The organism is Parerythrobacter jejuensis, assembly GCF_039536765.1.
GTDB classification, from domain to species: domain Bacteria; phylum Pseudomonadota; class Alphaproteobacteria; order Sphingomonadales; family Sphingomonadaceae; genus Parerythrobacter; species Parerythrobacter jejuensis.
Window position 1 is genome coordinate 1,603,360 of the sequence record NZ_BAAAZF010000001.1, and the last position, 12,169, is coordinate 1,615,528.

A 12,169-nucleotide genomic window follows, 5' to 3' on the forward strand; every position below is an offset into this window, starting at 1 on the left:
CCCGCCTCTAACCCTTGTCGCCCGAACGCGAAACGCTGGTGCGCGCTCGCGTCTTTGGGATCGGGGTGCCGGTGTTTACGGTTTCTCCGCCAATTGCATCTTTGACCAATTCGCCGATTCCTCCGAGGGAGCCGATCAGCTGGGTCGCCTCCATCGGGAACAAAATGGTTTTCGCATTGGGGCTGTCGGCAAACTTGCCGAACGCCTTGGTGTATTCCTGGGCAACGAAGTAATTGATCGCCTGGCTGCCCGATCCTGCAATGGCATCGGACACCATCTGGGTAGCTTTGGCTTCGGCCTCAGCCTCGCGCTCACGCGCCTCGGCATCGCGAAATGCCGCTTCACGCTTGCCTTCTGCCTTCAGGATCGCGCTTTGCTTGTCGCCCTCTGCGCGGAGAATGTTCGAAGCCCGGTCACCCTCAGCCTCGAGGATTTCGGCACGCTTGAGACGCTCGGCTTTCATCTGGCGCGCCATCGCCTCGGAAATGTCCATCGGCGGACGAATATCCTTGATCTCGACCCGGGTAATCTTGACGCCCCATGGCGAGGTTGCATGGTCAACCACACTCAGTAGGCGAGCATTGATCTCGTCTCGTTTCGACAGGGTTTCATCAAGATCCATCGAGCCCATGACCGTCCGCAGGTTGGTGGTCGTAAGCGCCATGATCGCGTTGTAGAGATTGGACACTTCGTAAGCGGCCTTGCCAGCATCAAGCACCTGGAAGAACACTACGGCGTCCACGCCGACCATGGCGTTATCCTTGGTGATGATTTCTTGTCCGGGAATATCGAGAACTTGCTCCATCATATTGATCTTGCGCCCCACCCGATCAACAAAAGGAATGATGATGTGCAGGCCCGGCTCGGCAGAAATGGTGAATTTGCCCAGGCGCTCAATCGTATAGACGAAGCCTTGCTTCACTACGCGCACGCCCATGAGCAGGAATGCCACCAGCAATATGAGCAGCGCAACGAGCACGAATTCCATTTTTCAGTTCCTCCGATTGGACTGGCTACAGACTAGCCCGACCCGCCTTCAATACCAAGTGCAACCCACGCAAGTGGTTTGACTGCAAACCGCAGACACAAAAAAGGCCGCCCGAGGGCGGCCTTCTTCGATGAATTATGTGGCATCAATCAGGCGCTAGCCGGATCGTCGCTGTCAGTCAGAATGATTGCACCGGCGATGACACCAGCAACCAACGCGATAATCGCAAACTGGCTGCCATTGTTGAGGCCGCCAATCTCGCTTTCGCTGTCTACCGGTGCAGCGACGCGCGAGGCATCCGCCTGGACCGCGATCGGCGCAACCGCCAAAGTCAGTGCAGCTGCAGCCGCGGAAATCTTTGCAATACGCATTATTATGCTCCTGAGAGGTCTTTTGTTTGCAATGGGGAATATGCACTCTCGATTTTGCATTGCAACAGCCGAGGTGCGAACGAATTTCAGAAACGCATAGGAGCGTTCTATTATTGCAACGGCCAGCAATAATGAAGGTTCCAACCTTTTCGATGCGACTGCCGAACCTTGTGCCTGGCGGACCCGCCTATCATCGACGATAGACAGACAATGATTCGCGCGGCACAGTGTGCCACGCAGGATGGACCGGCCACGCACAAGAAGGGCCGGTATCACAGTGAGAGGACATGGGGATGCGAATTTGGGGGATGGCCATTGCGGCCACGGCGGCGCTTACGCTGGCAGCATGTGGCGAGGCAGAAATGAGCGAGGCCGGGATCGACTCGGTTAGGTTGCTGAATGCCGGCGAAGACAGCGGTAACTGGATCACCCATGGCCGGACATATTCCGAACAGCGCTTTTCCCCCCTATCGCAGGTAAACCAGGGAACCGTCGGCGAGCTGGGCCTGGCCTGGTATTCGGACATGGACACAGCGCGAGGGCAGGAAGCCACGCCGCTGGTGATGGACGGCAAGCTGTTCCTCACCACTGCGTGGAGCAAGGTCAAAGCGTTTGACGCTGCGACGGGCGAGCCCTTGTGGGATTACGACCCTGAAGTGCCGGGCGAGACAGCAGTCAAGGCTTGCTGCGATGTCGTCAATCGCGGCTTGGCCGCTTGGGGCGATCACCTGTTCCTCGGCACGCTGGACGGACGGTTGGTGAAACTGGAACGCGACACCGGCAAGGTCGTATGGGAAAAAGTCACTGTTGACCAAGACGCGTCTTACACCGTCACTGGTGCTCCCCGTATCATCGATGGCAAAGTTCTGATCGGCAATGGTGGCGCAGAGTTTGGCGTACGCGGCTATATCGCCGCCTATGACGCGAATGACGGCGATGAGCTGTGGCGGTTCTACACAGTGCCCGGCAAGCCGGATGAAAACGATGCCGAATATCTGAAAGCGGCAGCAGAGACCTGGAGCGGGGAGTATTGGAAACTTGGCGGTGGTGGCACTGTCTGGGATTCAATGGCCTACGATCCGGAGCTTGACCTGCTCTATTTCGGGGTCGGCAACGGAAGCCCTTGGAATCGCGCCTACCGGAGCCCCGGTGAAGATGGCACCGGAGAAGGCGACAATCTCTATTTGTCGAGTATCGTCGCTGTTCGTCCCGACACCGGTGAATATGTCTGGCACTATCAGACCACGCCCGGCGAAACGTGGGATTATACCGCCACACAGCACATCATCCTGGCCGATATCACCATCGACGGCGAAGAACGTCAGGTCTTGATGCAAGCGCCCAAAAACGGATTCTTCTACGTCATCGACCGTGCGACGGGCGAGTTCATCTCTGCCGAAGACTATATTCCGCAGAATTGGGCGGAGGGCATCGATGAAGACGGACGTCCGATTTTCAACGCAGCTGCACGTGTCGACAAAACCGGCGAGCCTGCTCTGGTGATGCCAGGCCCGCTGGGTGGCCACAATTGGCACCCGATGGCATTCCACCCCGACGAGGGGCTGGTCTATATCCCTGCATTCGAGGCAGCCACAATCTACGCCCCAGAGGCAGATTGGAAGCCTGACACGGCACGCGGGTTCAATGTCGGTTTCGATCTCGGGGCAGGTGACTTGCCGCCCGATCTGGGAATCAGGCGCGAGGTCTATGGCACCGTCCGCGGCAAGCTGATGGCGTGGGATCCGGTCAAGCAGGAAGCCCGTTGGGAAGTTGAGTATCCTGGGCCATGGAATGGCGGCCTTCTGGCCACTGGTGGCGGGCTAGTGTTCCAGGGCAACTCGTCCAGCGAGTTCAACGCTTTCGACGCATCGTCGGGTGAGAAATTATGGAGCTTCGGAGCCCAGACCGGCATCGTGGCACCGCCTATCACTTACACCGTGAATGGTGAGCAATATGTTGCGGTGTTGGCTGGTTGGGGCGGCGCATATGCGATCACAGCCGATGGCGAACTGGTCAATGATGCGAAGCCGGTCCAGAATATCAGCCGCTTGCTGGTCTTCAAGATCGGCGGCACGGCCGAACTGCCCGAACAGCCGGAACTGGCCCGCCTTCCACTGGATCCTCCACCAAGTCGCGCCAGTGCAGAAGTCATTGCGCTGGGTAAGCAGAAATATGCCCGCTATTGTGCGGTCTGCCATGCGCCTGCGGCTGTCGGCTCGACGGTGCTGCCCGATCTTCGCCGTTCGGCAACCATTGCCAATGCCAGTGCCTTTACTGCCGTGGTCCATGATGGCATCCTGAAGGATAACGGCATGGCAAGTTTTGCCGGGTCCCTTTCGAAGGAAGAGATCGACGCGATCCGCGAATACATCATCAAGCGGGCCAACGAAGACAAGGCGATCGAACCAAGCGGCAGAGTTGCTACGCGCTAGAGGGTGTACAATTCGCTGGGCTGCACGAAATGAGTTCGGCAGTGCGGCCCCGCATCAATCGCCTTCTGCACTGTCACAGAGCCTCCGGCTGTGGCCGCGCCGCGGCAAGGCCGCGTGGGGCACAGCTTCGCACTACAAACTTGAGCCGTAGAGAGCTAGCAACTGGCCCCAGGCCCGCTCTGCCTCAGCCTCGAGGTATGCAGGATTGTCTCGGGCACGGTCCAACCGTGGTCGCCTGCATAGACCTCGATCTGCGCATCCCGTTTGTATTCATCAACAGCAGCAGCCAATTTGTCCTTGTCATCGGGGGTTCGGGCATGATCGTTCTTCGCGATCGCGAAGATGTAAGAAGTCTCGGGCGTATCGGCGATCAGGCGATGGGGGCTGTGCGGGTCCTCTCGCACCAGCCCGCCACCATGAAAGCTCGCCGCAGCCCTGATCCGGTCGGGCCGCGCATGCGCGCTGTAGACAGCAAACGGCCCGCCCATGCAGTACCCCTGCGTCCCGATGCCGCGCACGGTGTCGACAGCATCCTGTTCATCGAGCCAACTGACAATGGCATCCGCATCGCGCATGATGGCATCACTGCTTAGCTTGTCGCGCCACGGTTCAACTGTTTGAAACCCGCCCTCGGCACGGAATGCGACCGAACTTTCGAACTGCTCGCCGGCAACGTCGCGATAGTAGGGATTGACCACCAGCACCGCATAGCCTTCGCCTGCCAGCCTGCGTGCCATCATCCGCTTTGAATCCCGGATCGAAGCAATGTCTGGCCAGAAAATCACCGCCGGGCTGGAACCCGTAGCAGGGTGGACAAAGAACGCATCGAGCAGCCCGTCAGGCGTCTCAATTGTTACGCTGTCTTCCGCTATGCCAGCCGAGAGCAAACCCTCATCCTCGCCGGCAACACCGGAAGAGCAGGCCGCCAGAGCAACTGCTCCACCAGCCGCGCCGAACTCGCGCCTTGTCCATCGCCAATTGCCAGTGTTGCCCGCACCTTCGGGGAAATCACTCTCTTCGCACATCGGGCATCTCCTGCTGGATGGCGTATCCTAGCACGGTTCAACCAATCGAAAAGATGTCCGATTTGGGGCCGAAAGCTAGCGCAGCTGCATCCGCGCGCTCTGGCCATCATCCACCTTGATGACCGCGCCGGTCACGCATTCACTGGCCGGGCTGACCAAATAAAGCAGTGTACTATCCAATTGGGGCGGTACCGGAATGCGTTGGCGCACCACATTCTCACTTTGGTCGCCGATCCGGGCAAACATGCCATCGGTCATTTCGGTCACGAACATTCCCGGACAGATCGCGTTTACATTGATGTTGGCATAAGCCCATTCAACGGCCAGCGCTTCGGTCATGCGGGCAAGCCCTGTCTTCGTGACGGCATAGAGCGCCGCGCCTCCGCCATCATAGCGATAATGCGCGGTGGAGCTGATGTTCACGATAGTGCCCGGTTTCTTCGCAGCGATCAGTCGCCGCGCCACCTCGGTAGACAAGAGCCACGGCGCCCGCAGGTTTACGCCCAACACGCGATCGACCAGGTCAAGCTCCATCTTGTGGGCGCGCTGTGCATCGGGGATTCCAGCATTGTTGACGAGGATATCGACCAGCCCGAAAGCTTGTTCCGCTGCATCCACCGCCGCAACCAGAGCGGCGGCATCTGTCGCGTCCATCGCGACGGCAATCGCACGCCCGCCAGCATCGTTGATCTCCTTGGAGAGCGATTCCAGCCGGTCCACCCGCCGCGCGCACAAAGCGACTGCGGCGCCCTGCGAAGCCAGAACCCGGGCGAAACGCTCACCAAAGCCGGACGAAGCACCCGTCACGAGGGCAACCTTTCCAGACAAATCGGTTGATGCGTTGGGAAGATCGAATTCGCTCATCATCTCATCCTTTGAAAACAACTGTGCGCTGGCCATTCATCAAGACGCGTTCTTCCAGATGGAGCCGCACCGCCTCTGCCAGGACGCGACTTTCGATATCGCGGCCTTTCCGGACCAGATCATCGGGGTTGTCGGCATGGCTGATCGCCTCGACATCCTGATGGATGATCGGCCCTTCATCGAGATCGGTTGTCACATAGTGGGCGGTCGCACCAATCATCTTTACGCCGCGCGCATGGGCTTGGTGGTAGGGCTTGGCACCCTTGAAGCCAGGCAGGAAGCTGTGGTGGATATTGATGCACTTGCCGGCAAAATGTCCGGCTTGCTGGTCCGACAGGATCTGCATGTAACGCGCGAGTACAACCAGCTCCGCGCCGGTGTCCCGGGCAATGGCGCGCACTTGCTCTTCTTGGTTGCTTTTGGTGTCCTTGGTTACCGGCAAATGATGGAACGGCACACCACCGATATGGGTGTGGCTGATCGCTTCGCGCGGGTGGTTCGAGACGATGGCGACAGGTTCAAGCGGCAGCTCACCGATACGCCAGCGGTAGAGCAAGCTGGCGAGGCAGTGATCGAACTTGCTTACCATGAACAGCACACGGCGCGGACGATCGCGGCGCACCAGGTTCCATTCCATTTCCATACGCGCAGCATAAGCGGCAAGATCAGCCCGCAGGTCTTCCCGCCGAGAACTCTGCGGGTCAAATTCGATCCGCATGAAAAACCGATCACTTTCGCGATCATTGAACTGCTGTGCTTCGAGAATATTGCAGCCATGTTCGAACAGAAAGCCCGTGACATTGGCTGTGATGCCCGGCCGGTCCGCGCAGGAAAGGGTCAGGATCAAAGGCTCGGTCATGTCAGCGGCGCGCCAGGGCCTCTTCGCTTTCGCGCATCAATTGCTGGATGATATCGGCAACGGGCTCTTCCTGCTTGACCATCCCGACCGACTGCCCGGCCATCAAGCTGCCATTCTCCACATCACCATCAATAACAGCGCGCCGCAATGCGCCAGCCCAATAGTGCTCGATCTGGAGCTGGGCCTCACCCATATCAACCTCTTCCCGGTCAAGATTGCCAGCCACTTCGATCTGCTTGGCTGTGAACTCCTCGGTACCCTTGTTTTTAAGGGCCCGGACCGGAATCACCGGAAGCCGGGGGTCGACCTGCACGCTGGCCTCTGCGTCACGTGCCTTGGCGCGGAAAAAGGCCTTCTTGAAATTCGGATGGGCGATGCTTTCGCTCGCGCAAGCAAACCGCGTACCCAACTGAACACCTACCGCGCCCATTTCCAGATAACCCGCAATCGCCTCGCCACGCCCGATGCCGCCAGCCACGAAGACAAGATGGTCTTCGCTCAGTTCGGGCAAGAATTCCTGGGCAAGGACGCTGGTGGAAACGGGGCCGATATGGCCGCCTGCTTCCATTCCTTCGATTACCAGCGCATCGCCACCGGACCGAAGCAGCTTCTTGGCCAGCGCAAGAGTCGGAGCGAACACGATGACCTTGGCTCCAAAATCCTTTATCGCCTCAACACTTCCCTTAGGCGGGATACCACCAGCCAAGACAACATGGGTCACGCCATGCCTTTTGCAGACGGCAATCAGGTCAAATAGCTGCGGATGCATGGTGATAAGATTGACGCCGAAAGGCTTGTCTGTGCGGGCTTTGGTCTCGGCAATTTCGGTATCGAGCAAGTCAGGCGTCATGGCCCCGCAGGCAATCACACCGAAGCCGCCGGCATTGGAAATGGCAGACACCAGATTGCGTTCGGACACCCAGCTCATCGCACCGCACAGGATGGCGTGCTTACAACCAAGAAAATTGGTTCCGCGCTGCATCAGGGCAGCGGATTTTGGAAAATCGGTCATGTCGGGCGATTACGGCGCGAATGCGGGCGCGGCAAGCGGCTCAAGCCGCGTCTTCCTCATCCAGCCCGTAGGCCGTGTGGAGAACCCGCACAGCCAGTTCTGTTTCGTCCTCGTCGATCATCACGCTGACCTTGATTTCAGAGGTCGAGATCGCCTGGATATTGATGCCGCGATCACTCAATGACCGGAACATGGTGCTGGCGACCCCGGCGTGGCTTTTCATACCCACGCCCACCACACTGATCTTGGCAATGTGGCTGTCAGTAATGATACGGTTGAAGCCGATCTCTTCGCGCTTGTCTTCCAGCAATGCCTGGGCGCGGGCAAGATCGGTTTGCGGGACGGTAAAGGTAACGTCCGTTTCACCCTTGTCGCGGCCGACATTCTGGATGATCATATCCACATTGATCGATGCATCGGCCAGCGGCTCAAAGATATGCGCCACCGCGCCTGGCTTGTCGGGCACGCGCGTCAGGATGATCTTCGCTTCGTTCTTGTCGTGGGCGATACCGGTTACGAGCTGGCGTTCCATTTCGCCCTCCTCCAGGATTTGATCCATTTCTTCCTCCGACACGATCAGCGTGCCGGGCAAGTCGTCTGCCGGGGTGGCGTTGTCGTCAACAAAGCTGGAGAGGACTTGCACCCGTACCCCCTCTTTCATCGCCAGCCCAACCGAGCGGGTCTGCAAGACTTTCGCGCCCACCGATGCAAGCTCCAGCATCTCTTCGTAGGTCACCGCTTTCTGCTTGCGCGCGCGGGCCACGATGCGGGGGTCAGTCGTATAAACGCCGTCGACATCGGTGTATATGTCACACCGGTCGGCGCCGATCGCAGCTGCGACCGCCACAGCGGAAGTGTCAGATCCACCGCGACCCAGAGTAGTGATCCGCCCCTCGGCCGAAACGCCTTGAAACCCGGGAATGATGGCGATCGTGCCTCCGGCCATACTGGCCTTGAGTGCATCGCTGTCGATGGTTTCGACCCGCGCTTTGGAATGAGCTTCGACCGTATGGACTGGCAGTTGCCAACCCAGCCAGCTGCGTGCCTTGCATCCCAAGGACTGGAGAGTCAGTGCGAGAAGACCGGAGGTGACTTGTTCCCCAGACGCGACCACAACATCATATTCGGCGGGATCATATAGTGCGTTGGCTTCGCGGCAGAAATTGACCAGCCGGTCTGTTTCTCCCGCCATCGCAGAAACGACAACTGCAACCTGATCACCGTTGGCGGCTTGTTTGCGGACAATCTGCGCCACACGGCGAATCCGTTCGGTCCCTGCCATCGAGGTTCCGCCGAATTTCATCACGATGCGCGCCACTGCCCCACCTTTCAAAAGGTCCGCCTGTCCAAGCGCCAAGGGACTAAGGACGACATCGGTCAATGACAAGCAGACTTGCGGTTTACGCTGCGATAGCGTTGATTGAGAGCCCGACAGGAAGAGGAGAGGCTGTGATGCCCGAGCTCAAGCATTTTGGCAGCACAACTGACGCCGCGACCCTTGCTGATGCGTTGCGCGAGGATGGCGCCTGCATCATTGACGACGCGATGGGCAACGGACAATTGGACCAGCTCAAGGCAGAGATCATGCCCTATGTCGAGGCAACATCGATGGGCCAGGACGACTTCACCGGTCGCAATACCAGCCGGACCGGTGCGCTCGTGGCGCGATCAGAGGCCTGTCGCCAACTGGTAATGGATGAACGATTGATCGGGGCTTGCGACGCGTTTCTCAAACCCTTCTGTGACGCGTACCAGCTGCATTTGACCCAGCTGATCCGCATCTTTCCGCAACAAGGCGAACAACCCCTGCACCGCGACCGACTTGCCTGGGGCGGATATCTGCCCGCCTCGCTGGAGCCGCAGCTCAATACAATCTGGGCCGTAACCGACTTTACCCGCGAGAATGGCGCAACCAGGGTGGTGCCCGGCTCCAATCATTGGGAGCCTGAGCGCACCGCAGAGGATCACGAAATTGGCTACGCAGAAATGACTGCTGGCTCTGTGCTCGTTTATTCCGGATCGGTCATTCACTCGGGCGGCAAGAACCAGTCCGACAGCAACAGGATGGGCCTCAACATCACCTATTGCCTCGGCTGGCTGCGTCAGGAAGAGAACCAGTATCTTTCCTGCCCGCCCGATATCGCCAAGGATTTCAGCCCGGAATTGCAGGCCCTGCTGGGATACGCCATGGGCAGTTATGCATTGGGCTATTTCACTCCTCCTCTGCCCCCCGGTGAAGGCCCGGAGATTACGCCACCTGACTGGTTGTTCGGCGCTTCTGCCAAGAGCTGGGGCGACAGCTTGTATGACAGCGTCAGCGAACGTGCGGCGAAGGGAGCCATGTGAATGCCCGTAAACGGAGACACCTCCGCCACTATCCGGCCAGAGGAAGCCGCGCATTTCGGCGCGCTGGCGGCGGATTGGTGGGATCCGCAAGGGTCCTCCGCAATGCTGCACCAACTCAACCCGGTGCGGCTGCAATTCGTGCGCCAAGCAATCGATGTGCATTGGGGTGGCGATATCGAAGGCTTCGCTCCGCTTGAAGGCAAGACTGCGCTGGACGTCGGTTGCGGTGCCGGCTTGCTATGCGAGCCCTTGGCGCGGTTGGGTGCACACGTCACAGGTGTGGACGCGGCGGCGGAGAACATTGCGGCAGCCAAGGTTCATGCGGACGGTGTCGGGCTCGCCATCGAGTATCGCCATGGCGAATTGGGTGAACTCGGTCTTGGTACCTATGATCTGGTGACTTGCCTCGAAGTGATCGAGCATGTCGCCGACAAAGAGGCATTTCTGGCCCAATTGGCTGCAAGGCTGGCGCCCGGTGGCCTGATGATCATCTCCACGCCCAACCGCACCGCTGCCAGCAGGTTGCTTCTGGTTGGTGCTGCCGAAGCGACGGGGCGAATTCCCAAAGGCACCCATCATTGGGACGATTTTGTCACGCCCGACGAGTTGGAGGCTTCACTCGGATCGGTCGGCCTACGATCTTGCGAGATGCGCGGCATTGCCTGGTCGGTGGGCAAGGGCTTGCATCTGTCTGACGACGTATCGCTCAATTACATCCTCAGCGTTGTAGCCGAAGGCTAGCCTTCTCCTCCTGCAGGTTCCCGAACGCACGCGCTCTCGCCCGATGCCAGCGCCGAAATGACGGGCGCCGGATCATCCGTGAACAGGCCATCGACCCCGGCATCTTCCAGCATCGACACGAGGGTAGACAGACACCCGGCATCGGCTGGGTTCGCACCGCGCTGCAAGGCGGGCGGCAGGAACGCATTCTCCTTGCGCAAGGTCCAGGCATGCACCTTCATCCCGGCCGCCCTCGCATCGGCAACAAGTGATGTCGGCGTGCCATCCGCGTTCAGCACCAGCTGGAGATTGGCACCGACCCCGTCCGCATAGCGCGCCAGCACGGCCAGACCCTTGGCGCTGCTCATGAAAGCGTAGTTGGTGGTTTCGACATCCCATGGACGGCCCTCGGCCTTGATCAGCTGGATGAGGCGCATGTCGGTGACGCCATTGGCATCGATCAGCGGCGTTACCTCGAACGACTGGATAAACACCGGATCTTCTGCCGTGTCGTACCCGGCCGCATTCAGCTGCGCGACCAGGGCGTTGACCATGTTCAGGCCGGTCGCCTGTTTGAAGTAGGTCGGGTGCTTCATTTCGGGATAGAGACCGATCCGGCGTCCGGTCTCGCTCTCCTTTCGCTTCACCAGATCGATGATTTCGGCCAAGGTCGGGACATCGTATTTCCCGTCAAAAGCGGTATTTTGAGGTCGCAGGTCCGGCAGCCGCTCGATTGCGCGCAGTGACTTCAATTCATCCAGTGTAAAGTCTTCGGTGAACCAGCCGGTAATGTCTGCTCCGTCGATCGACTTGGTCGTCTTGCGGCTGGCAAACTCGGACCGTTTAGCCACATCGGTTGTGGCAGATATGTCGTTCTCGTGGCGGGATACGAGCACGCCATCCTTGGTGAACACCAGATCGGGTTCGATGTAGTCGGCACCCTGGTCGATCGCGAGCTCATAGGCTGCCAGCGTATGTTCGGGCCGTTCCCCACTGGCTCCGCGATGGGCGATTATCAGCATATCATCCTCCGCATAGGCGGGCACAGCCAACACCAGCATAAGCGCCGCAGACAGCCACTTCAGCACCAGGCGTTCTCCCACTCGCTCTCGGCAAAGCCGACCAGGATACGCGCGCCATCCTCATGCTCGGCGACGGGACGTTTGATCATGCTGGTGTGTTCTTCCATCAGCGCGATGGCTTTGGTGCGATCGATGTCGGCTTTGTCCGCATCATCCAGTTTCCGGAATGTCGTGCCTCTTCTGTTGAGCAGCACTTCCCATCCCACACGATCGGCCCAACGTACCAGCTGGCCGCGCTCGACGCCTTCCTTCTTGTAGTCGTGGAACGTGTACTCAATCGCATTCGCATCGAGCCATTTGCGCGCCTTCTTGACCGTGTCGCAATTGGGGATGCCGTAAATGTGGATCGTCATCGGTAAGTCCTACAGGATGGAACACATGGAACACGGTCCTGGCGTCAAAAACGCCGGACGTGAAAGGGTGATGACATCGTGCCAGAAAGTGCGGAACTGGACGACAGCTTGTATCCC

12 protein-coding genes are annotated in these 12,169 nt (G+C 59.1%); 3 read left to right on the forward strand and 9 right to left on the reverse strand.

The window, feature by feature from the left end; all coding sequences use genetic code 11:
• Nucleotides 1-7: 7 nt before the first annotated feature.
• Entirely contained in the window at nucleotides 8-988 is a 981-nt protein-coding gene (locus ABD653_RS07915; protein ID WP_160778176.1) for an SPFH domain-containing protein, read from the reverse strand.
• A gap of 149 nt (nucleotides 989-1,137) precedes the next feature.
• Nucleotides 1,138-1,359 carry a hypothetical protein gene (locus ABD653_RS07920; protein ID WP_160778177.1) on the reverse strand — a complete coding sequence of 74 codons (222 nt, stop codon included), beginning with the start codon at nucleotides 1,357-1,359 and terminating at the stop codon, nucleotides 1,138-1,140.
• A 287-nt stretch (nucleotides 1,360-1,646) separates the two neighbouring features.
• Between ABD653_RS07920 and ABD653_RS07925 the strand changes: the two genes are divergently transcribed.
• Nucleotides 1,647-3,791, forward strand: coding sequence for a PQQ-dependent dehydrogenase, methanol/ethanol family (locus tag ABD653_RS07925; RefSeq protein WP_199801074.1), 2,145 nt, complete (start codon nucleotides 1,647-1,649; stop codon nucleotides 3,789-3,791).
• A 155-nt stretch (nucleotides 3,792-3,946) separates the two neighbouring features.
• Here ABD653_RS07925 and ABD653_RS07930 read toward each other — a convergent pair whose 3' ends face one another.
• The 5 genes from ABD653_RS07930 to ABD653_RS07950 all read right to left on the reverse strand — a co-directional run bounded on the left by ABD653_RS07930 (nucleotide 3,947) and on the right by ABD653_RS07950 (nucleotide 8,869).
• Nucleotides 3,947-4,816 (reverse strand): dienelactone hydrolase family protein, encoded by an 870-nt coding sequence (locus tag ABD653_RS07930; protein ID WP_325065358.1) that lies wholly within the window; start codon nucleotides 4,814-4,816, stop codon nucleotides 3,947-3,949.
• A 75-nt stretch (nucleotides 4,817-4,891) separates the two neighbouring features.
• A complete protein-coding gene (locus ABD653_RS07935) occupies nucleotides 4,892-5,683 on the reverse strand; it encodes an SDR family NAD(P)-dependent oxidoreductase (protein ID WP_344705323.1) in 792 nt (263 codons plus the stop codon).
• A 1-nt stretch (nucleotide 5,684) separates the two neighbouring features.
• Entirely contained in the window at nucleotides 5,685-6,539 is an 855-nt protein-coding gene (gene purU / locus ABD653_RS07940) for a formyltetrahydrofolate deformylase (protein WP_160778179.1), read from the reverse strand.
• Nucleotide 6,540: 1 nt separating this feature from the next.
• Complete coding sequence (locus ABD653_RS07945) at nucleotides 6,541-7,551, reverse strand: NAD(P)H-dependent flavin oxidoreductase (protein ID WP_160778180.1); 1,011 nt, start codon at nucleotides 7,549-7,551, stop codon at nucleotides 6,541-6,543.
• 40 nt (nucleotides 7,552-7,591) lie between these two features.
• Nucleotides 7,592-8,869: an aspartate kinase gene (locus ABD653_RS07950; protein ID WP_160778181.1), complete on the reverse strand. Its 1,278-nt coding sequence runs from the start codon at nucleotides 8,867-8,869 to the stop codon at nucleotides 7,592-7,594.
• 134 nt (nucleotides 8,870-9,003) lie between these two features.
• Between ABD653_RS07950 and ABD653_RS07955 the strand changes: the two genes are divergently transcribed.
• Both ABD653_RS07955 and ubiG read left to right on the forward strand, forming a co-directional pair.
• A complete protein-coding gene (locus tag ABD653_RS07955) occupies nucleotides 9,004-9,897 on the forward strand; it encodes a phytanoyl-CoA dioxygenase family protein (RefSeq protein ID WP_160778182.1) in 894 nt (297 codons plus the stop codon).
• A complete protein-coding gene (ubiG, locus tag ABD653_RS07960) occupies nucleotides 9,898-10,638 on the forward strand; it encodes a bifunctional 2-polyprenyl-6-hydroxyphenol methylase/3-demethylubiquinol 3-O-methyltransferase UbiG (RefSeq protein WP_160778183.1) in 741 nt (246 codons plus the stop codon).
• Here the strand turns inward: ubiG and ABD653_RS07965 are convergent.
• Nucleotides 10,635-11,705 carry a glycerophosphodiester phosphodiesterase gene (locus ABD653_RS07965; RefSeq protein ID WP_325065359.1) on the reverse strand — a complete coding sequence of 357 codons (1,071 nt, stop codon included), beginning with the start codon at nucleotides 11,703-11,705 and terminating at the stop codon, nucleotides 10,635-10,637. The genes ubiG and ABD653_RS07965 overlap by 4 nt on opposite strands.
• On the reverse strand, nucleotides 11,699-12,052 hold the full coding sequence (locus tag ABD653_RS07970; protein ID WP_160778184.1) for an ArsC family reductase: 354 nt from the start codon (nucleotides 12,050-12,052) through the stop codon (nucleotides 11,699-11,701). The genes ABD653_RS07965 and ABD653_RS07970 overlap by 7 nt, the downstream gene beginning before the upstream one ends.
• Between the last annotated feature and the right edge of the window lie 117 nt (nucleotides 12,053-12,169).